Origin of the sequence: Paenibacillus ginsengihumi DSM 21568, assembly GCF_000380965.1 — a bacterium.
GTDB lineage: Bacteria > Bacillota > Bacilli > Paenibacillales > NBRC-103111 > Paenibacillus_G > Paenibacillus_G ginsengihumi.
On sequence record NZ_KB905621.1, the window covers coordinates 1 to 22573 of the forward strand.

The following is a 22573-nucleotide window of genomic DNA, read 5'->3' on the forward strand; positions in this document are numbered from 1 at the left end:
TGCCGGCATCACACCGTCCTCCCGACGAGGCATTTCTGCCGGCATCACACCGTCCTCCCGACGAGGCGCTTCTGCCGGCATCACACCGTCCTCCCGACGAGACGCTTCTGCCGGCATCACACCGTCCTCCCCGCCGGGCTGTTACATAATTCAACCGAGATGGTGGAATGATAATGCATAAAAGGGGACTTCCGGAATGCGGTCCTTATCCTTATGGCAATTATACAGCCTTATGCTCCTGTTTCTACTGGGAACGAGCGTCGTCTTCGGAATTGCGGCCCCGGCGAAGCAGAATGCCTGGATCACCGCTGCCATCAGCATGCTGCTCGGTTCGGGTCTTCTGTTCATGTACTCGAAGCTTTACGAATCGAAGGCGAACGCGAATTGGACCGGTTTGCTAAAAATAGCGTTCGGACGGCCGATTGGCGCAGCTTTGGGTGTCGTGTACGTTTTTCTGTTCATGTATACGGCGGGCCGGGATTTGCGGGACATCGGCGAACTGACGAACACGTTTCTGCTGCCAAGAACTCCGATAGGGGTCAGCATGGCCTTGTTTCAGCTGCTGGTCGCCTACGTTTGCTATGCGGGAATCCGGCGGATGGGGCGGTTGGCTGAATTGAACGTCCCGATCATGATCTTCTCTTTCCTGCTGCAAATCGGACTGCTGCTCGCCTCCGGCACGATTCGCCTGTCCTTGCTGGCGCCGGTTGCCGCGGAATGGAAGCCGATCCTGACCTCCGTTTTTCCGGCGAGCTTTACCGTTCCTTACGCAGAAGCGTTCGCTTTCGCCGCGTTTTGGGCGACGACGCTGCCGCCGCAAGGGTTCCGCCAGGCCGCCTTGCTGTCGGGCGCCACGGCGGGGCTGTTTTTCATTATTCTGGATGTTGTCGCGATCGCAACGCTTGGGCCGGAACTGTTCTCCCGTTCGTTATTTCCGCTGATGAGCACGTTTCATCTGGTCAACGTTGCGGATTTTATTCAAAATATCGATCCCTTCATCGTAATCAATTACATGATCGGCGTCTTGTTCAAGATCGCCATCTTTACCTACGCGGCATGCGCCCTCATTTCCGATCTATGGAAGGCGAACAGCCAGGCGGCTGTCATCCCGGTGTCCGTCATCGTATTCGTGTTTGCCTTCTACATGTCGGATAATCTCAGCCTCCATCTGTTCATGGGGCACCAATGGGCGACGTGGCTGATTTTCGTCCCTTTCTTCGTTGGCCTGCCGCTAATAGCCTGGCTCGTCATCAAGCTTAAGACTGCCCGTCGAAAAAGGAGAGAAATCGGATGAGCGGACAACGGATACGAATGTCCACTTGGGAGGACCAAAAACAGTTCGCCGAACAACTAAGCCGAACGTTCGGCCACGTATCCGACCTCGTCTTTCGCGGCGCAGGCCGTTCTCTCATCGTGTATCTCGCAGGCATTGTCGACGAGAAGCGGATTGAAAGGGAAATTATCCGTCCGCTTGAAGCGAATCCGGACGCGGATGGAATCCCGGTCAATTCGCCGGCGGTGAAGACAACCGGCGATTATGAAGAAACGGTTCAGGCGCTGTTGTCCGGTGCGGCCGCGATCGCCATTGTGGGCCGGGAGAACGTCATTTTGGCCAATGTCGCCTCTGTCCCGCACCGGAATATTAACCGGCCCGAGACGGAAACGGTCGTTCAAGGCCCCCGCGAAGGTCTGGTCGAGCATCTGGAAACCAATATCGCGCTGCTGCGCCGCATGCTGAAAAGCGACAAGCTCCGCATCCGGACATGGAAGATCGGCTCGGTTGTGAAAACCGACGTCCGGATGCTCTACCTGGATGGCGTGGCCTCCGACGAGCTGGTGACGGAAATCGCGAAGCGGATTTCCGCCGTTCAACTGGATGCCGTGATCGAGAGCAATTATCTCGCCGAAAACATCAAAGACCGGCCGTTCAGCCTGTTTCCGACCGTGCAATCGACCGAACGCTCCGACGTCGTCACCGAAGCGCTGGTGAAAGGCCGGGTCGCCGTCCTGGTTGACAACACGCCCTTTGCTTTAATCTTTCCCTTCACGTTCTGGAACGCTTTTCAAGCCATTGAAGATTACTACATCAACTACAGCAGCGCGACGTTTTTGCGCGCGATCCGGGCACTCTTCATTATATTGGCCCTGCTGCTTCCGTCCCTCTACGTCGCGATTACAACCTATCATGTCGAGATGCTGCCTACCGATTTGCTGCTATCCATCGCGGCATCCCGCGAAACTTCCCCCTTCCCCGCGGTGGTGGAGGCATTGATCATGGAAAGCATCTTCGAAGCGCTCCGGGAAGCCATCGTCCGCCTGCCGCGCATTCTGGGCCAGGCGGTCAGCGTTGTCGGCGCCCTGGTCATCGGGCAATCGATCGTGCAGGCGGGCATCATCTCCATTCCGATGATTATCGTCGTGTCGGTGACGGGGATCGCTTCGCTGATGATTCCGCGGTATGAGATGACGTTCGCCATCCGGATTATGCGCATGATTTTGCTGGTCCTGGCGGGGAGTTTGGGGCTGTACGGCGTTGCGCTCGGGTTGTTTTTTACGCAAGCGTACTTGACCGGGATTCAATCTGCAGGCACGCCTTATCTGACGCCGATCGCCCCGCTCGTTGTGCGCGGCTTGAAAGATTTTCTGCTCCGGGCGCCGTTACGACGACACGCCAAAATTCCGCAGAGAGGAAGATCGTCTCCATGAAGCGCCGACGGTTCCTGTTACCTCTGATCCTGATGCTGGCGGCCCTTGCAACGGCGGGCTGCTGGGATCGCCGGGAAATCGTGGATGTCGGGATCGTCATGCTGACGGCTCTGGATGAAGGCCGGGAGCCCGGAACTTACCGGGTTCATATCCATATCGCGGAGCCCACCCGCCTGGGCGGAGCCGGGCAGACCCCGATCGGCAATCCTCGCGTCGAGCCCGTCACGCATATCGTAACGGAAGGACCGGACATCGACGAAACGCGCTTTGAAGCGGAACGGATCGTGCCGCGGGATATCGAAACTTCGCATCGGCGCGTGTTCATCATGGGAGAACCGCTGGCCCGGCACGGAATCAAGGAGGTGCTCGACCAGATTAGCCGAAACCCCAAAAATCGGATCAGCACGCAACTGATCATCGCCGAAGGCAGCCGGGCGGAAGAGCTCATCGACCGGAAACTGCCGCTTGAAAATTTCGGATCGGAGGTGCTGCGCGAGCTGGTTCTGCGCAAAGGCCAGGTCCCGAATACATTGAGGGATTATTTTATCGCCTCCACTTCGCCGGGGCAGCAGCCGGTCGCGGCCGGTCTTACCATTGTCGGCAACAAAATATCGTTCAACAGCGTGGCGATCTTCCAGGATCACAAGCTCAAAGGGTATATCAAGGGCAAGCAGGTCCCTGCCCTGATCGGACTGCTGGGCGGCAGAGCGGGGGGAAGCCTGACATTCCGTATCCCCCAGGTAAAAGGAAGTCTCTCCGCTCATCTGTACCAGGTCAAAGTGCGCCGCATGGTCGCCATCTCCAAGGGCGAGCCGATCTTTACGTTCCGCGTGACGTGTCAAGGGCGAATTATGGATAACCGGACCAATCTGGATTTGGGGGCTCCCGGAAACGTTCGGAAGGTGGAGGAAGCGTTCACCGATGAGCTCGAACAAACGTACCGGTCGTTGTTTCACCGTCTGCAAAAAGAATTTCAAGTCGACAGCGTCGGGCTCGGAGCCATGATTGCGCGGAGGTATCCGGATTTCTGGAAACAGATCGAGAAAGAATGGCCGACCATGTATCCGAACGCGAAGATCACTTGGCAGGTAGGCGGAAAAATTACCGGCATCGGTTCCGTCGGAGCGCCTCTATACTTGCCGGAAAACGAGGTGAGGAAGGATTGAAGGGGTGGATGATCTGCTTTACGCTTGGAGCGGCTCTAGTTACGCTGCAGCAGTTCCGGTATTGGCGGAAAACGGGAGGAAGCCGCGAAAAATGGGTATTTGCCGGCTGGATGGCGGTCGCTTGGCTGACCGGCCTCCTCTTCATGGCCGGCATTCTGAAATTCCCGACTCCGACAGCTCCCCTGTTCCCCGCATGGAAATGAGCGCCTGTGACGCCCAAGGTTCCACAATATAAGCATTCCTCGAAGCTCCTGTCCCCCGCTTGATTATCCAGCAATCTGGTGTGGCAAAATGGTAGCCCGTTGCCCCGCAGAGGCATATGCTTTATGCTTTATAATGAGAAGGACACCCTTCGGTACGGTAGTGACGGCTTGTCCTTTCACTTTACCTTACGCAGCGGTGTTTTTCTATTTATGCAGACAGACTGGCTCGGCGATCCGCCGGCCGGCCTGCCCCCAACCAAAGCGAGGGACTCGTCATATGAACATTCTGCTCGTTGAGGACGATAAGACGATCGCGGCCGGGCTGGAATATTCGCTGCAGCAGGACAAGTACGCGACGATTCTGTGCCATGACGCCGAGTCGGCAAGGAAGGTGCTGGCCGAGCGGCTGCACGAATTGTCGCTGTGCCTGTTCGACCTGTCGCTGCCGGACGGCAGCGGTTACGATCTGTGCCGGCTGGTTAAGGAGCGCAGCGATATTCCGGTCATTTTCCTCACTGCGATCGACGATGAGGTGAATGTCGTCATGGGGCTCGATATGGGAGCCGACGATTATATCACGAAGCCGTTTCGCATTCGCGAGCTGCTCTCGCGGATCGGATCGGTGCTGCGGCGATACCGGAAGCAGGCCCAAACCGCGGCTCCGGCGATCGACATCGGTCCCGTCCGCATTCATACGCTCGAAGGCAAAGTCACCAAGCACGGCGAGGAAATCGTTCTGACCGCCCTGGAATATCGCCTGCTGCTCATTTTTGCGGGCCATATCGGACAATTGCTGACCCGCAGCCAGCTGCTGGAGCAGATCTGGGATGTGGCCGGCGATTTCGTGAACGACAACACGCTGACCGTGTATATCAAGCGGCTGCGGGAAAAGCTGGAGGACGATCCGCAGCAGCCGGCGCTCATCAAGACCGTGCGCGGACTCGGCTACAAGGTCGGTGATTAGCATGCTGCGCAATCGCGAAGTTCGCCTGCTGCTGACAGCGATGGGCGCAATCGCCCTGCTCGCGGGAGCCGCTGCGGCGGTGTTCCTGTCGCTTGCTGCGGCTGCGTTCACGCTCATCGCGAGCGGCCTGCTGATCGGCTGCAGCCTATGGTTTACGCATCGGCGGTACCGGGAAATCGCCAGGCTGTCCGGCTATTTGCGCCGGATTAGCGGCGGCGATTATTCGCTGGACGTCCGCGACAACGAGGAAGGCGAACTCAGCATCCTGAAAAGCGAAATCTACAAAGTGACACTCAGGCTATCGGAGCAGCGCTCGCAGTTGCAGCGGGACAAGATCCGCCTGACCGACGCGATCTCGGATATCTCCCACCAGCTCAAGACGCCGCTGACCTCGATGCTCATGATGGCCGATCTGCTGAGCGACGCGGGGCTGCCTAGCGCGAAGCGGGCGGAATTCACGCGCAATCTGCGCGTGCAGCTCGAGCGGATCGAATGGCTCGTCACCTCGCTGCTGAAGCTGTCGAAGATCGACGCCGGGACGGTCCAGTTCAAGCGCGAGCCGCTCCCCGTAGGCCGGCTCATTCAGGCCGCGCTGCAGGCGGTGCTCATTCCGATGGACGTTAAGCAGCAGAGCGTATCCGTCGAGGGAGACGATTCCGTCTCGTTCCTGGGGGACTTCAACTGGACCGCCGAGGCCGTCATCAACATCCTCAAAAACAGCGTCGAGCATACGCCCGAGGGCGGGACGATGGCGATCTCCTATTCCGAAAACGCGCTGTTCACGGAAATCGTCATCGCCGATAACGGTCCGGGCATCCCGAAGGAGGATCTCCCGTACATTTTCAACCGCTTCTATAAAGGAAAAAACGCCAGCGAAGACAGCGTCGGCATCGGCCTGGCGATGGCGCACAGCATCATTACGAGCCAGGGCGGAACGATCGAGGTGCAGAGCGCGAAGGGCGAAGGCACGCGGTTCCGCATCAAATTTTACAAGCAGGTCGTCTAGGCCCCAAACGCCTTAAGTGACAATATTGTCACCGAAGCAGTCACCGGAGAGTCATTTTAGGCAGATACAATGTGACTATAGCCGTAATATGGAGGTAGGAACATGGAAATATTGAGAATAGAGCATCTGTCTAAAATGTACGGAAAAGGCGAGACGGCCGTCAAAGCGCTGGACGACGTGTCGTTTTCCGTGAACAAAGGGGAGTTCATCGCGATTATCGGCCCGTCCGGGTCCGGCAAATCGACGCTGCTGCATTTGCTTGGCGGCGTGGACCGCCCGACGAGCGGCAAGGTGCTGGTGGAGAATACGGACATCTACAGCCTGGACGAGACGCAGCTGGCGATCTTCCGGCGCAGGCAGATCGGCCTCATCTACCAGTTCTACAACCTGATTCCCGTTCTGACGGTCGAAGAGAACATGACGCTGCCGCTGCTATTGGACGGGCACGAAGTCGACCGCGAGGAGCTCAGCCGGATCGTTGGCATATTGAACCTGCAAAGCCGCCTGAACCATCTGCCGAATCAGCTTTCCGGCGGGCAGCAGCAGCGCGTGTCGATCGGCCGGGCGATCATCAGCCATCCCGCCATCATGCTGGCGGACGAGCCGACCGGCAATCTGGACAGCAAGAACAGCGCCGAGATCATGGACCTGCTTCAAATGCTGAACAAGGCGTATCAGCAGACGCTCATCGTCATCACCCACGACGAACGGATCGCCCTTCAGGCCGACCGGATCTTGACGATCGAGGACGGACGGATCGCCAAGGACGAGGTGATTCGTCCATGAACATCATGAACCGGCTGACGATCCGGCATTTGAAGCAGAACCGGCGGCGGACGCTCGTCACGATGATCGGCGCGATCATTTCCGTGGCGATGATCATGGCGGTGGCGTCGCTCGGCATCTCCTTCCTGGACCTGATGAAGCGGCAAGCCATTGCGAACGGCGGCGAATGGCACGTCTACTACGAGGGCGCGAATCCGCAGCAGCTGACCGCGATCCGCGCCGATGCCGAGACGCAAAAACTGGTGCTGATCCGACGGTTCGGATATGCTCTGCTGGAAGAAAGCCAAAACCGCAGCAAGCCGTATTTGTTCATCACCGCCTATAACGACGCCGGCTTCGAGCAGTTTCCGTTCAAGCTGAAGGAGGGCAGATGGCCGCAGGCTGCAGACGAGGTCGTCATTTCCGGGGAAATCGCCGACAGCGCCAAGGTCTCTTATGCGATCGGCGAGCAGCTTCGCCTCGAGATCGGCGAGCGCACGATGGCAGGCAAGAGCGAACCGCTTTCCGAAAACGAGCCGCTGCAGATGAAGGACGGGCAATCCGCCGAAAGCCTGCGCGACACGAAGCCTGCCAGCTTCAAGGTCGTCGGCGTCATCGAGCCTCCTAACTGGATACCTGCCTGGATGCCGGGCTATCCGATTATCGGCTATGTGGACGAGCAGCAGCTCGCGGCAGGCGATACGGCCGACGCCCTCGTCGTCCTGAAGAAGGTTCGCAGCTCGCTCTATGAGCACGCGCAGGAGCTGGCCAAGGAGCTCGGGATCGAGAGCGTCTCGTTTAATAACGGCCTGCTGCGTTACTACGGCATCACGAACCATGACGGGCTGCGCAGCATGCTGTGGTCGCTGTCGGCCATTATCATGACGATCATCATCGTCGGCTCGGTCGCGCTCATCTATAACGCCTTCGCCATCTCCGTCTCCGAGCGGGCGCGTCATCTCGGCATGCTGTCCAGCGTCGGGGCGACGAAAAGGCAGAAGCGCAACTCGGTGTTCTTCGAGGGCATGGTCATTGCCGTCGTCAGCATCCCGATCGGCATCGCCTGCGGCCTTGCCGGCATCGGCGTCACCTTCTGGCTGATCAACTCGCTCATTCAGAACGCCCTCAGCGTAACCGAACAGCTGACGCTGACCGTAACCCCCGCTTCGGTGGCGGTCGCCTGCGTCGTGTCGCTGCTGACGATCTTCGTCTCAACGTACATTCCGGCCATGAAAGCTTCGAAAATTTCCGCCATCGACGCGATTCGCCAGACGACGGACGTGAAGCTGACCGGCAAAGCGGTGAAGACGTCGAAGCTCGTCCGCAAACTGTTCGGCATCGAAGCGGAAATCGGGCTGAAAAATTTGAAGAGAAACAAGCGCCGCTATCAGGCGACCGTCTTCTCGCTCGTGATCAGCATCGTGCTGTTTTTGGCGGTCTCCTATTTTACCGACAGTTTGAGAAAATCGGTCGAGCTGTCCAAGGACGGCATCAATTTCGATATGCAGGTGCAGACGATCGGCGACAGCATTGCGCTTCAAGACGAGCGCTTGATCCGGGCGATCTCCTCCCTGCCCGATGTCATGGAGCATACGCTGGTCCGGGAAGTGAACGCTACCGCCAACATCGATGCGGCGGCGATTGCCGATCCGCTCAAGGAGCTGGTGAAGCAGAACCCCGATGCTCTGGAGGACGGGAAGCTGCCTTATTTCATTCGTCTTCACGCCCTGGACGAGGAGAGTCTGGCCGCCTACGCCCGGCTCGTCGGGGCTGACGCCGCCCGGCTGAACGATCCGGACCGTCCGGGAGCGATCGTCATCGATACGATTCCTTACAAGGATATGGATGCGGAGAAATATGTGGAGATGAAGGCGATCCACACAGAAGTTGGCCGCACCCTGGATCTGGCCCTCGAGGACACGGAAGCCGGGAAGCCGGCAGCGACGAACGCCGTGGAGATCGCCGGCTTGACGGATCAGTTCCCGATGGGGATTCTGCCGGCGGGGCTCGGCGGGCTGAATGTCATCGTCTCCGAGCAAGTGCTGGGCCGGCTGCTGGAAGGGCAGGCGATCCCAAGCGAGAGGTCCTACTTGTACCTGAAAAGCTCCGATCCGATGAAGACGCAACGGGAAATCGAGGAGATGGCTTACGATCTCTATGTCTATAATTTATTTCAGGCCAGACAGCGGGAAGAGCAAACGATTCTGCTCATGTCCGTATTTACTTACGGCTTTATCGCGCTGATCACGGCCATCTCGATCGCCAACATTTTCAATACGATCTCGACCAGCATTTCCTTGCGGAAACGGGAATTCGCAATGCTCAAATCGGTCGGCATGACCCCGCAAGGGTTCAACAAAATGATCAATTACGAAAGCATCTTCTACGGCATCAAAGCGGTGCTGTACGGGCTGCCGATCAGCGTCGCCATCATGTACCTGATCTACCGGTCGGCGATGAACAGCTTCGATTACGATTTCGCCCTTCCTTGGGCAAGCATCTTGTACTGCCTGGCCGCCGTCTTCGTCATCGTCCTGTCGGCTATGCTGTACTCGAGCGCCAAGGTCAAGAAAGAGAACATTATCGATGGACTGAAGCAGGAGAGCATTTAAGCTTGACGCGGGAAGCGAATCGCTGCCTGGCCTTACGCGAATCCGGGGGATGGAACGATTACTGTCATCGTGCCTCCCCCGATTTCTTTTGTCCCATCCATCATGGTCAGAAGCGCCGCGAAACGGATGATCGAAGCAGGGCAAAATTTTTTGGGGTCGCTCATGGAACGTTTTGTTATTCATGTTAGTTTATATAATGTAGGCATTGTGCGGATGGGATTTGCTTTTTACAAGGAAATGATATTGATTATGAGGAAAGCAGCGCTTTCTTTATCTTAAAAACCTTATTAAAGCAAAAGCAAAGTAACCGATTCTTATGCCCAGACATATCTATAATGGCCTATGGAGGCTCCTGATCGAGATTGGAGGAGTATTAATGAAATCGCGTAAAAGGGCTTTTATTGTTGCTGCAGCATTAATCCTCTCGTTAGTTTTAAATGGGTATTTTATTTCTACATTAAAAAAGAATAATCAAGAAAGTATTGACACCGATTTTATTGCAGCAATCGGAAGAATATCTGGAACCATAGACTCTGTGACGAACAGCAATTATGAAGGTTATATATTTGCAATAGAACACGCTTCCCAAGCTTACGCCTTATCTAAATACACTTCTTACAAGAATCACTCCATTATTACTGGCGTTACAGCGGAATTCATTCATTTATTTCGCAATCTCTATGCCAATAAAAAACCATTAATCAACAAAGAAGAAATCAGAGAGGTATTCACAAGTATTTCTGCAAATCCGGACAATATAGCATTGTACGATCAAGCAATGGAGCTTCTTAACCAAAGTTTAGGATCTTAAGCAGTATCATTTACCGCTATTCGACCAAATCTGCCATTCCAATTCCCGCTTGATGCCCAGCTCCATGGCCGATCTTAACTGTGCGTACTTATCTATCAGCGGATGATCGTGTCCCAAGCAAGCACCAATTCTACCAGTCAACGAGTCGTCCTCATGTTCGCCGCTCCACTGGAACAGCGCCTGATAAAGCTCGATGAGCGACTCTTGATTGATCGCTGAAAAGCGGACCGGATGCGGTTCATCCGCCAGCTTCAATTCCAGCAGATCGTGCAGCACTTTAAGACGGTCCTCGATCGTCCGTTTATCCGGCGCGCTGTCCGCCTCATTCCGTGCAAGCGACATCTGAGCCTTCAGCTTGGAGATGAGCTCGCGGAAGGTCAGCTCGGCGCTTTGCATAGCCATATAGCCCCACCAATGGCTCCCTGTGCCAATACTGAACATTTCCCAGGACGGGTCCATGAGGATGCTTTGGACATGCTCTCGTTGCGTGCGGCCAAACAGGGAGATGCCGAGAACAAGCCCGCCATTGCAATCCGTCGATGCCCGTTCGCCCCACGCCAGCAGCCTCGGGACGATCTCTTCGCCAGCAACCTTAAAGCTCAGCGCAGGCAACAATTCAGGAAACAGCGGCTGCCCGTATATTTTCTCCAGCTCGCTCTTAAGCCTCTCCCGATGCTTCTCGCAAGGCAGATGCAGCAAGCCGAGACAGGCATCCTTGGACAAATACCAGTCGTTCGCGCTGACGCACTCTACCATATAATCGATATATTTCTCATACCCCATAAATCCCAGCGCATGCAAAACCGCACTCGGCACGTCTTCCTTCAGCCGTCCCTGCTCGAAGCACAGGCGGTCGATTTCCTCCGCCAGCGCCAAATCCCCGAGTCTCATCACCGGGTCCAGCAGCATCTCGCGCGCGAAGTCGGAAGGCTTCCCGGCGAAGAGCCGGAATAGTGCCGCGGCATCCTCCGGGCCGCCATACTGCGCAATAATGCGGCAATAGACCGATGCTATGCTGACGTCGATCTTCAGATCGGATTGATACCATTGTACAAGCTTTTCGGTTAGTGGAATCATTGCTATCCTTCTCCTGAATCATGCACGATGTGTTGTACTCCCATTAGCTCATGATCATCCCATGGGTTCGGCTGCCCAGAGCCCGGGATCGTGCCGGATGAGGCCATTCGGCGCCATCTTGGGGAGCACTTCGTATTCGCAGGCCGGAGCCTCATCATTGATCGGTCGAAGCAGAGCAAGGCCAACTCGCTCGCTGGGGCGCTCCGCCCTATTTCAACCTGTCCAATTCCTCCAAAAAAGCCCGTTTTCTCATATACAAAGTTCTCAAGCTCTGGATCAGATGCTGCTGAAGCTCTTGGCCTGCAATTTTCCCGAATCTGGACAGCATCCGGCATATGCTCTGATACTGCCTGCGGTTGGCAGCAGAACTTGCCTGTGCCCGAATATACCGGCGATACATCTCGACGATCTCGTCCCGGTACCGGACTACCAGCCTGCTCGCATAAGTCTCAAGCATCTCCGGATTATCCTTCAAGTACAGCATGAGCGCATCCAGATCGTTCTCGCTCTCAATGAGTCTGCGATACATTTCCCGTTCGCGCCAGCCCTTCGCCTGGTTAAACTTGTGCTTCAGCTCGCGATATAAGGCTTCCTGATCCGCAACCAACGCTTTCAACTCGCTGTAATATTCGAAATTTCCGTCCAACAGCAGCTCTTTGGCCAGCTGTTCCTGCTCTTCCCGCAGCGACATCGCCTTATAAGCTTCGTATCTGTGTTCTTTCCATTGAATGACAAGGCCGGGGGAGTTTTGGTCCTGCGCTTCTCCTTCCAGAGCCAGCTCCACCACCTTGCGAAAATCGCCCTTCTGCATGTGCATACCTATATACTTCTCTCGAAAAGTATTGTAGTGGAGGTTTTCTTTGATGAACGCTTCCGCTTCCTCAGCCGTGCCGTACTGCTCCGTCATTTGCAGCAAAAAGTGAAGCAAGGTTTCAATACTGAACTCGCTGTATTCTTCTCCGACTTTGCGCCGAATCAAGGATTGGATCTGGGCCATCAACCGGTTTCTGAATGTCTCGACATCGGCAAAGCGGGTGCAGATCTCGATCAGCTCAAGCAGGAAATCATCCCATGCTTCAAAAAAGGACGCGTCGCTCTTCTCAAGCAGCTTGTCGAAAACCTGCTTTCTTTCATCCTCATCCAGATTTTGGACGTCGTCGGCAATGTCCCCGATCACCTCCAGCGCTTCTCTCGCCACCTCGCGGATGTCGCCATCGGAATCGTCGGCATAATGAAACGCTTTGAGCGCCTCTTCCAGTACTAAAAAGGCAATGTCCAGCGCCAGCGTCCTATTATCCGTCAGCCTGGCCTTCTCCAATACCTCGCTCAGTCCCATGGCAAAATCGGCAACGGCCCGATACGCGATATGGCCTCCCCGGCCTTGATATTGTCGAACGAACGCACGAATCAGCTTGCGGCACTGCTCCAGCTTCTGCCGCTCGTCGCCTCTGGCATACTTGGCTATGATCAATTCGCGCCCCAGCGTATTTTGCTGCGTCAGCTCCATAATAATCTCGATCAGTTCTTCTTTGGGCAGCTGGTTCAATACGTCGCTCAAAGCCGGCAGCTTGACCGGTTGCAGCCGAGCCACGGCCTCATCATCGTCTTCGTCGTCATCCTCGTCTAATAAATAGGCCAGTTCATAATACGCAGCCACCTCATGCTTGCATACGGGACCGTAATCAAAGGGGCAATCGCAACGGGAATACACGATCTCCCCGTCCTCATCGAGCTTGACGACGACCTCATAGTCATCGCTCCCCTCCACCTCGACAGCATATTCGTGCTCCGCAATCCGGCGAACCTCGACGACACGCCCTTCCTCGTAGTAGGCGTATCCCATGTCCAAAATGGTATTGTCGATCGCTTCCTCGAAATAAAAAATATTCATGGACGAATCCCCGCTTTCCCGTTCTCGTCAGCCCGAGTCATTACTATCATTGAACCATGTTTAGGCCTAAAAATCTAGCAGGTACGCGGTTTCCACGCGGTTTCCGCTGCTTAACGAAGCTCGCGAGCACGATAAGCCCCCTTTTGCACAAAGGGAGCTGCTAAATCCTTCTCGTGTGGACCCGAATCCAGCGCTAGCGTTAAGGAGCCGGATAGCATGGCGAGTATGGGCCGGACGCCGCCGGTTCATTCTCCATGGCATGGCGAAGCTGATGCTTATCTTTTCGGCTTTGAGCCTGAAGCGCCTCGTTGGCATATAACGGAATTCCATTCGCCAGCGATTCTATTCCCAGTTGAGTCAGCTTGTTCTTCTCATATTCCATCTGTTCGACCTGGTTCATCATGGCCATCTCTTCGTTTCTCGTTAAGTCTCCGGAAAGGATTTAGTATGAGCTACGATAAAAAGGCTGTAGGAACTCGCATTAGGACTCGTCGAAAGACTTCGGAGATCACTCAAGAGGATTTTGCCGAACGGATCGGGCATGTGCCCAAGTTTTGTGCGGACATTGAGCGCGGCCAAGCGGGGATGTCCATTGATACTATGCTGGGCATCTGTTCGGTGTTAAAGTTTTCTCCGAATGAGTTGCTTTTTGCCAGTACGGATGAAGCCGGGTCGGATGAAAGCAAGCTCATCGCAGCTGCATTGAATCAATGCAAGGTGCAGCAGCGCAAGGATGCATATGCCCTCCTGAAACTATTTCTTACGGCGATTCGCTAATGCTTCTCCCTGCTTCCCCTTAAAAAAGATACCGATCCCGCATCTCGATGGCACAGTCCAATTGCAGGGGATCTTTCGGTGCGAGTCCTAAGCTCCCATGATTTTCCCGGGAGACTCGCATCCCTTGATCTTGCTGGGGCTTTCGGCGTTTTAGCGTGAATTTTGCATGGTTATCGATTATAATAAAAAGGCATTTGCCCTAAAGGGATTTCGGGCCTTTGTCTCTCCAGGGCTTTTGAATTGTGCGGTCGTATCTCGTATGGGGTGTGGAGATTGAAACCTCGCCGAGGAAACCAAGCCAAATTGCGACTCGTCGCATTCCGTATAGGGGGCGGATTGAAACCTGTAGCGATGAGACCCGGAGGGTTAGCCCGGAGTCGATCATGAATTCATCATGCCAAACGTAATTCAAGATCAAGTGCGAATGCCAAGCTCCCATGATTTTCCCGGGGGATTCGCACCCCTTGATTTTACCGGGTTTTCGGCATTTTAGCGTGAATTTTGCCCGGTTATCGAGTATAATAAAAGGACATTCGCACTAAAGGGCTTTCAAACCCTTGCTTCTCAAGGGCTCTTGGGCTGTGCTGTCGCATCCCGTATGGGGTGCGTGGATTGAAACAAACGTTCGCCAAACCTTTCGCGATAACCGTACGAAAGTCGCATCCCGTATGGGGTGCGTGGATTGAAACCAGCCTGTTGCTGACTATTTTCGGAACCTTGGTGTCGCATCCCGTATGGGGTGCGTGGATTGAAACTTGGCGAGGTCGGTTGCGGGGGCGGTTTCTTTATAAGTCGCATCCCGTATGGGGTGCGTGGATTGAAACCCCGCCTACCCGGCCAACGAGGTCAGCGTGCGCAGGTCGCATCCCGTATGGGGTGCGTGGATTGAAACCGGATACGTACCGTCAATCAGCGCGCCAGTCGTTGTCGCATCCCGTATGGGGTGCGTGGATTGAAACCCGCAGCGGCTACCGACGTAATCGGGTGCCGTTGGGTCGCATCCCGTACGGGGTGCGTGGATTGAAACCTACGATCATACGCGTAAGTATGACGCAAAGCACGGTCGCATCCCGTACGGGGGGCGTGGATTGAAACGTCTTATACTCGGGAGCCGCCGTGACGGCCGATACGTCGCATCCCGTACGGGGGGCGTGGATTGAAACCCAACCGACCGGGGCGTAAAAGTTGTCGGCCAGATGTCGCATCCCGTACGGGGTGCGTGGATCGAAACATCCAATCGCTCATGGATGACTATGTATCGGCGAATCACATCCCATACGTATCGCGTGTTTAGCACATCTGCCCCATATCCGGCATCCCCATAAAAATGAAAAAAGCACTCTACTCCGAAAAGTAGAATGCCTTCGTGATTTAACTCTGCATCCCTGTATATCTATATCCCCATATAATGGAAGTTCCGTGTTATCGACTTCGCTCCGTTGGAGGTCGCCGCCGCCAGACCTCTTTCTAGCCTTCTAGCGCATCCGTAAGCCGCATTTCAACCCCGGGCCTAGCCCAACTTATGCCCACAATTCGGGCAAAAATTCGCCCCTTCGTTTTTCGTGCCGCAATTCGGGCAGAAGTTCGGTTTGCTTCCGGAGGAGGCAGGCGCCGGCTCGGACTTGTCCTGTTGCGCCGGGTTGGCCTGGCTGCGGTTCATATTTTTCATCATTTCGTTCGCCAGGTTCATGCCCATCATCATGCCGGCCATATCCGAAGCGGCGCCGCCGCCCTGCACCTTGCCCGAAGCGATGCCGTCCGTCATGCTCACCTGCTGGTACTTCTGCAGATTGCCGATCATTTCATGAGAAGCGGTTTTCGTAATCATATCCTGGATTTCCTGAGGATAGTTGAAGCTCATCACATGAAAAGCGGTGATCGTCATACCGTTATCGAGGAGCTGCATATCCAGATCCTCGCCAATGCCCCTGGCAATCTCCGCGGCGTTCGCCTGCAGGTTAAACATATCTTTGCCTTCCCGGCTGATCCACTTCATCAGCAGTTGATCCAGCACGGAGGTGATGCGGATTTTCACATCCTCGACCAAATAGCTGTCCTTCATCCCCGCGATCTTGTCGATCAAGGTCACGTAATCGTTCACCTTGAACATCAGCGTGCCGTTGGCGCGAATCGGCAGGCCTCCCGGGAGTTGCGGGGTCGGAATCAGGATCGGATTTTGCGTTCCCCACCGGACGGTAAATTCCTTCGTATTGACGAAGAGAACCTCCACCCTCATCCCGCTGTTAAAACCGAATTTGAACCCCTTCAACGTCGATAAAAACGGGATGATGTCCGAATCGATGCTGTACTCCCCTTCTTCCTCAAAAATCCCTTCAATCTTGCCGCTATTCACGAATATCGCGTCTTGGCCGGGGCGAATGATCAGCTTGCTTCCTTTTTTAATCTCCCGGTTGCTCCACTTCCAGAAGATCATATCATCGCGAAACTCTTCCCATTCCACGACATTCGCAAATTGATTTCTAAAAAACACCCTATATCCTCATCCCTTCGCATTAAAATGACCCGCGGCTGCCGCTATGCGAGTGACCGCCTCCGCCGCCAAAACTGCCAGAGCCGCCAGAGCCGCCGCCTCCGCCGCTGCTTCCTTTTTCGATTTTCGTCTTGGAGGTCGTCGTTCGCAAATATCGATCTCTCTTGGCTATCACTCCGGACTGGCTCGCATCCTCGTAAGTGCGGCGGTCAACCGTTACGCGGCCCCCCGATCGATAAACCATCGTACCGACGATTAGCCCCGCAAAGGTCAATGAAAAGCTTAATTGAAACAATCCGTTATACAACATATTGTCCGGGTTGACTTCCGGGTCAAAGCCCATATACCTGTATGAGGTTTCAATATATTTCCGGAAAGCCCGCTCATAATTGCCCGCCGATAAATCCGCAGTGATCTTGCTTCGGATGCGGCTGAGCCGGTCGTTGTCCAGGTAGGTCTCGGCTTTATAAAATCCGGCCAAATAGACCTCTCTGTTCCTCATATCCATCGTCAAAATAACTGCATTGCCATGAGGCTTATCGTATCCGGGCGCATGCGATTGGTAGAAATCTTCAGTCATTACCTCAACGTCGTTGTTGTCGGGGTTCAAGGTCGTGTATATCAGGATGTCCGTTTCTCTTCTAGCCCCGTATTTGCTTGCAAGCGCGCTCAGCTCGCGAATCTCCGTCTCATTCAACAGACCGGCTTCGTCAAAAATGAGCCGCTTGGTTGACGCTTCCGCCTCTTCCCCTGCCGCCTGCTGCACAGGAACGGCAAGAATGACCGCCAGCAGCATAATAACAGCCCACATCGCCCGCTTCCCGCTCACCAGAATCCTCCTCCCATCATCCATGAAACCAGCTTCAATGAGAGGAATGAAATCCCCGAGATGCTGGCAAACCACGCAGCCACCTTCGCCTTGCTGATCGGAGGCTTGCCGACGACTTTGCCCGTCTGACCGTTCATGGCAAACGTATATTTTTTTCTATTGTAATCGTAGTGCACGACCCACACCGGAAGCAGTACGTATTCCGCCCGCTTGACTTCCGTATCGATATATTTATTCGTATAAGTCACGGTCGTATAGCCTGTCGTCACGGACTGAATATAATCATCGATGTATTGGCTGATTTTTTGCTTGGCCCGCGGCAGAAGCTCCTGCTCGTCGTAGTTGTATTTTTCGGCAATGTAGCCCGCCAGGTAGGGAGTTTTGAACTCTTTCAGCTGGTTGTAAGGAAAAGGCTCCAGCTTATCCATCAGCTCGTCGTTCATTTTCTCCGCTGCGTCAACCGGGACTTTCACATAATTCAGGCGGAGCTTCCGGTATACGTCGTAATGTTGCGTTTCCGTAATCCGGTAGTCGCCGCTCGTGTACGTTCGCACCTTCGTCGCGCGGGCTTCGACCTCCACCTGGTTATCCAGATCGTACAGCCAGAACGGGACATATATACCGGTAATGCTCTGAATGCGGTCTGCGGTCATAAACCCGCCAGGCGTCAGCCGGCCGTTCCGGCACCACTTTCGAAAAGCCCGTATCGCCTCTTCCTTACTAATCGCAAAAGGAATGACTTTCGCCGGGGCCAGCCTTCCGGACAGCCGGTCTGCCAGCACCACGCTAGAACCGCAGAAGCTGCAGCTTGTCGCCGTCGTCTCCGCTTCCGTCATAATGACCGCACCGCAACTGTGGCACTGATACTCCTTCGCTTCACCCTCTGTGAAAGTGCTTTTTTTCAGGGGATCGGGGATATTGTCGATATTTTCTTGTCTCCCGCAGCTGCCGCAGGCCAGCATCCCTGTGCCGCTATCAAATCCCATACCGCCGCCGCAGCCGGGACACTTGTATTCTATAACCGGCATCTGTTCACCTCTTGGAACGAAGAACCCTTTACTTCTTCTTGTTCAGCTTCTCCTTGATCGCAGCCAGTTCCTCTTCTGCACTGGGACTGCGTTCGCTCTGGCTGTAGGGAGCCAGCAGCTCATCCAGATCATCGTTCGCTTCGGCTCGAAGCTCGGCGATGGCCATCGCCTCAGCGTAAGCCTGGTTGACCTTCTCCTCCAGCGCAGCAAGCGCGGAATCCGCGCCGTTCACGGCGGAGCTGATGTCATTTAAGGTTTGCTGCGCCTTCGCAGCCGCCATCTTCCCTTGGAGCGCAGCCAGCCGCGTCTCCAGTTGGCCGATGTCCGAGGCCAGCTTATCCTGCATCCGCTTCATGTTGGAGGCATTGGAGGCGGCGACGTCCAGCGCAGCCTGCAGCCGGGAAAGCTTCTCGTTCAGCGCCGCCTTGCGCTCCAGGAACTTGATCGCTCTCTGGTCGTCCCCCGCTTCCACCGCTTTCTCCGCATAGCGCTGCAGCTTGTCGATCTCGCTCCGGCATTCGTCCCATGCCCGCTTTGCCCTCCGCTCATCGGCTAACACCGAAGCCATCTCCGCCTTCACCTTGCCCAAATCGGCGCTCAGCATCCGCATGTATTCACGGATGGTTGTCTCCGGGTTCTCCGACTTATCCAACAAGGCATGTATATTGCTCGCCATGATCTCCTTAAACCTCGATAAAATCCCCATATTGCCCCCCCTCGCATATTGCATCTACCAATATAATACCTTATTTTTAGGAAAAAGGTTTCATTTGTTCAAAGTTATCTGAGCCGATGGATCGATTTATTGCACTGAGCAATGGAGTGAAGGGGGAAATCCCGTTGTGGCTGTGGTGCGTGTAGTTTAAGGTTTTGAGCGGTGGCATCCATCGGGGCTTATGCTCTGTTGGTCGAGGATATTCCAATTGACGACCAAATACTTACTGTGATTCATAATTCTGTCAAGATCGTATTATTCGTTTATGATGCATATTTATTATTTTCCAGCGTGAGTCAGATGGTGGAACCCGTGTTGCCAGTCTGATATCATCAAACAAGCCTGCTCCATGGGGGCTAACAATCCGCCGCAAGCAATGCCCCAGGTGCGAATGCCAAGCTCCCATGATTTTCCCGGGGGATTCGCACCTCTTGATTTTACTGGGTTTTTGCCATTTCAGCGTGAATTTGGCTCTGTTTTTTTGTATAATAAAAGGACATTCGCACTAAAAGGCTTCCAAAGCCTTGCCGCTCAAGGACTGTGCGACTGTACTGTCGCATCCCGTATGGGGTGCGTGGATTGAAACGCTTTCGTCATTCGGCCCCGTCCTCCTTTTTCTTTGTCGCATCCCGTATGGGGTGCGTGGATTGAAACCTTCAGACGTAAACTCGATATCATTAATATTAATTGAGTCGCATCCCGTATGGGGTGCGTGGATTGAAACAAAGTAGTCGTGCAGCAGCAAGTCAATCGCGGTCAAGTCGCATCCCGTATGGGGTGCGTGGATTGAAACCAAAAACTCACTGATTGCACTTAATTTTTACAGGTGTCGCATCCCGTATGGGGTGCGTGGATTGAAACGATCAAGAGCGCTACAACGAGCGTGCAGCCGTTGCGTCGCATCCCGTATGGGGTGCGTGGATTGAAACAGCCATGCGGGAAAGCGCACTGGCACGGCAGACGTCGCATCCCGTATGGGGTGCGTGGATTGAAACAGTTTAAAGATCTTGATAAGCTCACTCCAGAACGTCGCATCCCGTATGGGGTGCGTGGATTGAAACTGGCTGGCGCTGTGCGCCTGCTGGCTGGCTGCTGCGTCGCATCCCGTATGGGGTGCGTGGATTGAAACTCAAACGTGGTGTCTTTTTCTTCGATGTACGTCCCGTCGCATCCCGTATGGGGTGCGTGGATTGAAACGACGTCGATGCGCTCAAGGTACGCACCCTCGTCACGTCGCATCCCGTATGGGGTGCGTGGATTGAAACGGGTATGCCGTATATCTTGACATACCAGTGCGGGTGTCGCATCCCGTATGGGGTGCGTGGATTGAAACCGATCATCCTCTCAACTTGTTAACCTTATTGTACGTCGCATCCCGTATGGGGTGCGTGGATTGAAACACCTCGGATGACTACGTAACAGAGTTGGCGGCACGGCGTCGCATCCCGTATGGGGTGCGTGGATTGAAACAGACAAACCGGAGGACAACGCAGCCAGATCGCGGCTGGTCGCATCCCGTATGGGGTGCGTGGATTGAAACCAATAGTGCGGGTCTCCAGAAATTTTTTCGGGAGGTGGTCGCATCCCGTATGGGGTGCGTGGATTGAAACTTCGACCCACGCCTCCGCCGCGGGGTGGTTTGCCGTCGCATCCCGTATGGGGTGCGTGGATTGAAACGTTGATACGGCGACGTGGGGGTTGGCGAATTGGGGTCGCATCCCGTATGGGGTGCGTGAATTGAAACTCGTCGATATACGTCCAATATCCCGGCCAGACCTCGTCGCATCCCGTATGGGGTGCGTGAATTGAAACGCCGACGAAGGCGAGCACCGGCGGCAAATATGTGTCGCATCCCGTATGGGGTGCGTGGATTGAAACGCCGGCTTTTCGGGCGCGAGCGGCCTCCTCGATCGTGTCGCATCCCGGATGGGGTGCGTGGATTGAAACGCTTGCCTTGACAGATTCATGAACCATAACATTGGTCGCATCCCGGATGGGGTGCGTGGATTGAAACGCGCCACAGCCGAACATATGATCAAAATCCCGCGTGTCGCATCCCGGATGGGATGCGTGGATTGAAACGCTATGGTTTGAATGATGCTAGGAGCCATCAACGTGTCGCATCCCGAACGGGAAGCGTGGATTGAACGGGTGGCGCGAGATGGCCGGCACGCCTGCTACGATTCGCACTCCTACAGGGCGCGATCGTGATCAGGCGTTCACACGTTTTACAAGCCATTCTTTCATGAGCTACTAAACATCTCCCCTTCTTATCAGTCTCCTTCCCCTGTTTTTCTAATCATTCAAAGGAACTATTTTTTTGGCGAAAGCAGTCCTTTTTTGTAAACATTTGTGGTGAAACCTTGTTAAAATTTAACTTTCAATGCTTCCTGTGTAGGTCGAAAGACGGGTTTATAAGATGTTTTCTCATCTGGATACTGTGACATTTCGAGCCTCTTCTGTCGCCCAACAAGAAGGCAGATTGCCTCCGTACCTGGGCTCGATGTTGAGAGAACTCATCGGGCATTGCTTGCATGCGGGACTTCGTATGCCCTACGCCTCATGCGTAAGTGTCGTCGATGCGATATCAGGCATCATTGCGGCTATACCCAGATGTTCTGCTCCCCGGCAACGAAGCCGGAGCGGTCAATCCCTTTGTGCTGCGGCCGTTAGTCCGCGGCAAAACGGATTGGCAGCCGGACGATCATTGTACGTTTGATCTGACCTTGATCGGCGATGCCACTCGCCGATCGGGACTTGCACTGAAGGTGCTGTAAGCGATGGAAGAACGGGGATGGGGGGGACGGAACGGTTGCCTCTGGCTTCGGAAAGTTCCCAAGCTTATTCGCAGCACATGATCGAGTGGGACCAAGAAGGGCTGCTGAATAAAGCCAGCACTATCCAAACTGTGCAGCAGCATCGGCGGTATGTCGATTTTGAGCGTTATTCGATGAAACGGGCGGAGCGTAAGCTGAATTTGCCGGCCATTGAGGGATAGACCTGTTTCGAGGGAAATTTAGCGACTTTTACGCCGCCGCTTGAAGCGGGAGCGTCGCTGCATGCCGGGAAAAATTTGACCATCGGGTTCGGGCATTCAGCGTAACTTATGATCGATAATGACGAAGATGGAAAAGGCTGGCGCCAGTAGTTACCGGTGCCAGCCCGCTGTCTAGGATCTTTTCATTGTAAAAGATTTGCTATGATCCTGAATTTCGAAAGCGCATAAGATCAATGCAAGAGGCTAAAGCAATGGCGACTTAAGATGTAAAAATGTAGGAGTTTCCCATGCCTGATGGAGACGGAAGCTTGCGGCGGATGGTCTTTCCCCCTCCCCAATGAAGAGGCAGTCCTTATTTCCATGTAAAATTTTGCTATCATCATTCTAACTGCGCCACTCGAACCTCGATTCGTTTCCAGACATAACGGCTGGAAAAGTCCTTCCCAAGCTTTAGTATGACAGAGCGGCCATGCCGAATGAGCGTCGCGGCGCAATGAAAGAATTCCAGACGGAACCGGGCAATCGTATAGCCTT

Annotated in this window: 17 protein-coding genes, 1 pseudogene and 2 CRISPR repeat arrays; of the genes and pseudogenes, 10 read left to right on the plus strand and 8 right to left on the minus strand. The window is 54.6% G+C overall.

What is annotated here, in order from left to right; translation table 11 throughout:
* Positions 1-196 precede the first annotated feature (196 nt).
* The 9 genes from F591_RS28885 (at position 197) to F591_RS0123535 (ending at position 10233) form a co-directional block, all read left to right on the plus strand.
* Positions 197-1294, plus strand: a complete 1098-nt coding sequence (locus tag F591_RS28885; protein WP_019537052.1) for a GerAB/ArcD/ProY family transporter — start codon at positions 197-199, stop codon at positions 1292-1294.
* Entirely contained in the window at positions 1291-2706 is a 1416-nt protein-coding gene (locus F591_RS28890) for a spore germination protein (protein ID WP_019537053.1), read from the plus strand. The genes F591_RS28885 and F591_RS28890 overlap by 4 nt, the downstream gene beginning before the upstream one ends.
* Complete coding sequence (locus F591_RS0123500) at positions 2703-3872, plus strand: Ger(x)C family spore germination protein (protein WP_019537054.1); 1170 nt, start codon at positions 2703-2705, stop codon at positions 3870-3872. Before F591_RS28890 ends, F591_RS0123500 begins: the two co-directional genes overlap by 4 nt.
* Positions 3869-4075, plus strand: a complete 207-nt coding sequence (locus tag F591_RS0123505; RefSeq protein WP_156829683.1) for a hypothetical protein — start codon at positions 3869-3871, stop codon at positions 4073-4075. Before F591_RS0123500 ends, F591_RS0123505 begins: the two co-directional genes overlap by 4 nt.
* 277 nt (positions 4076-4352) lie before the next feature.
* Positions 4353-5039, plus strand: a complete 687-nt coding sequence (locus tag F591_RS0123510; RefSeq protein ID WP_019537056.1) for a response regulator transcription factor — start codon at positions 4353-4355, stop codon at positions 5037-5039.
* Between the two features lies 1 nt (position 5040).
* A complete protein-coding gene (locus F591_RS0123515) occupies positions 5041-6045 on the plus strand; it encodes a sensor histidine kinase (RefSeq protein WP_019537057.1) in 1005 nt (334 codons plus the stop codon).
* A 102-nt stretch (positions 6046-6147) separates the two neighbouring features.
* Positions 6148-6831: an ABC transporter ATP-binding protein gene (locus F591_RS0123520; RefSeq protein WP_019537058.1), complete on the plus strand. Its 684-nt coding sequence runs from the start codon at positions 6148-6150 to the stop codon at positions 6829-6831.
* The gene (locus F591_RS0123525; RefSeq protein WP_019537059.1) at positions 6828-9422 is read left to right on the plus strand and encodes an ABC transporter permease; all 2595 of its coding nucleotides are present in this window, start codon (positions 6828-6830) and stop codon (positions 9420-9422) included. The genes F591_RS0123520 and F591_RS0123525 overlap by 4 nt, the downstream gene beginning before the upstream one ends.
* A 376-nt stretch (positions 9423-9798) precedes the next feature.
* Entirely contained in the window at positions 9799-10233 is a 435-nt protein-coding gene (locus tag F591_RS0123535) for a hypothetical protein (RefSeq protein ID WP_019537060.1), read from the plus strand.
* 6 nt (positions 10234-10239) lie between these two features.
* Here F591_RS0123535 and F591_RS0123540 read toward each other — a convergent pair whose 3' ends face one another.
* The 3 genes from F591_RS0123540 to F591_RS0123550 form a co-directional block, all read right to left on the minus strand.
* Positions 10240-11310 carry a hypothetical protein gene (locus F591_RS0123540; RefSeq protein ID WP_019537061.1) on the minus strand — a complete coding sequence of 357 codons (1071 nt, stop codon included), beginning with the start codon at positions 11308-11310 and terminating at the stop codon, positions 10240-10242.
* A 208-nt stretch (positions 11311-11518) separates the two neighbouring features.
* Complete coding sequence (locus F591_RS0123545; RefSeq protein ID WP_019537062.1) at positions 11519-13201, minus strand: SWIM zinc finger family protein; 1683 nt, start codon at positions 13199-13201, stop codon at positions 11519-11521.
* Positions 13202-13400: 199 nt separating this feature from the next.
* Complete coding sequence (locus F591_RS0123550; protein ID WP_019537063.1) at positions 13401-13610, minus strand: hypothetical protein; 210 nt, start codon at positions 13608-13610, stop codon at positions 13401-13403.
* Between the two features lie 38 nt (positions 13611-13648).
* On the opposite strand from F591_RS0123550, the gene F591_RS0123555 reads away from it, so the two are divergent.
* A complete protein-coding gene (locus F591_RS0123555; protein WP_019537064.1) occupies positions 13649-13978 on the plus strand; it encodes a helix-turn-helix domain-containing protein in 330 nt (109 codons plus the stop codon).
* 586 nt (positions 13979-14564) lie between these two features.
* Positions 14565-15209: direct repeats of the CRISPR family, unit length 33 nt; unit sequence GTCGCATCCCGTATGGGGTGCGTGGATTGAAAC.
* A 279-nt stretch (positions 15210-15488) separates the two neighbouring features.
* On the opposite strand, the gene F591_RS0123560 is transcribed toward F591_RS0123555, so the two are convergent.
* The 5 genes and pseudogenes from F591_RS0123560 to F591_RS33435 form a co-directional block, all read right to left on the minus strand.
* Positions 15489-16412 (minus strand): SPFH domain-containing protein, encoded by a 924-nt coding sequence (locus tag F591_RS0123560; RefSeq protein WP_051109252.1) that lies wholly within the window; start codon positions 16410-16412, stop codon positions 15489-15491.
* A gap of 79 nt (positions 16413-16491) precedes the next feature.
* On the minus strand, positions 16492-17298 hold the full coding sequence (locus F591_RS0123565; RefSeq protein ID WP_019537066.1) for a TPM domain-containing protein: 807 nt from the start codon (positions 17296-17298) through the stop codon (positions 16492-16494).
* Positions 17295-18326 (minus strand): TFIIB-type zinc ribbon-containing protein, encoded by a 1032-nt coding sequence (locus F591_RS0123570; protein ID WP_026326850.1) that lies wholly within the window; start codon positions 18324-18326, stop codon positions 17295-17297. The genes F591_RS0123565 and F591_RS0123570 overlap by 4 nt, the downstream gene beginning before the upstream one ends.
* A gap of 28 nt (positions 18327-18354) precedes the next feature.
* A complete protein-coding gene (locus F591_RS0123575) occupies positions 18355-19032 on the minus strand; it encodes a PspA/IM30 family protein (protein WP_019537068.1) in 678 nt (225 codons plus the stop codon).
* 562 nt (positions 19033-19594) lie between these two features.
* A CRISPR array of direct repeats spans positions 19595-21191; the repeat unit is 33 nt; unit sequence GTCGCATCCCGTATGGGGTGCGTGGATTGAAAC.
* Positions 21192-22418: 1227 nt separating this feature from the next.
* Positions 22419-22573: pseudogene (locus tag F591_RS33435) on the minus strand (IS1380 family transposase); the annotation flags it as partial.

Coding starts and splice junctions, on each gene's coding strand:
- F591_RS28885 (WP_019537052.1), top strand. CDS start 197: ATGCGGTCCTTATCCTTATGGCAATTATACAGCCTTATGCTCCTGTTT.
- F591_RS28890 (WP_019537053.1), top strand. CDS start 1,291: ATGAGCGGACAACGGATACGAATGTCCACTTGGGAGGACCAAAAACAG.
- F591_RS0123500 (WP_019537054.1), top strand. CDS start 2,703: ATGAAGCGCCGACGGTTCCTGTTACCTCTGATCCTGATGCTGGCGGCC.
- F591_RS0123510 (WP_019537056.1), top strand. CDS start 4,353: ATGAACATTCTGCTCGTTGAGGACGATAAGACGATCGCGGCCGGGCTG.
- F591_RS0123515 (WP_019537057.1), top strand. CDS start 5,041: ATGCTGCGCAATCGCGAAGTTCGCCTGCTGCTGACAGCGATGGGCGCA.
- F591_RS0123520 (WP_019537058.1), top strand. CDS start 6,148: ATGGAAATATTGAGAATAGAGCATCTGTCTAAAATGTACGGAAAAGGC.
- F591_RS0123525 (WP_019537059.1), top strand. CDS start 6,828: ATGAACATCATGAACCGGCTGACGATCCGGCATTTGAAGCAGAACCGG.
- F591_RS0123535 (WP_019537060.1), top strand. CDS start 9,799: ATGAAATCGCGTAAAAGGGCTTTTATTGTTGCTGCAGCATTAATCCTC.
- F591_RS0123540 (WP_019537061.1), bottom strand. CDS start 11,310: ATGATTCCACTAACCGAAAAGCTTGTACAATGGTATCAATCCGATCTG.
- F591_RS0123545 (WP_019537062.1), bottom strand. CDS start 13,201: ATGAATATTTTTTATTTCGAGGAAGCGATCGACAATACCATTTTGGAC.
- F591_RS0123550 (WP_019537063.1), bottom strand. CDS start 13,610: ATGGCCATGATGAACCAGGTCGAACAGATGGAATATGAGAAGAACAAG.
- F591_RS0123555 (WP_019537064.1), top strand. CDS start 13,649: ATGAGCTACGATAAAAAGGCTGTAGGAACTCGCATTAGGACTCGTCGA.
- F591_RS0123560 (WP_051109252.1), bottom strand. CDS start 16,412: ATGATCTTCTGGAAGTGGAGCAACCGGGAGATTAAAAAAGGAAGCAAG.
- F591_RS0123570 (WP_026326850.1), bottom strand. CDS start 18,326: ATGCCGGTTATAGAATACAAGTGTCCCGGCTGCGGCGGCGGTATGGGA.
- F591_RS0123575 (WP_019537068.1), bottom strand. CDS start 19,032: ATGGGGATTTTATCGAGGTTTAAGGAGATCATGGCGAGCAATATACAT.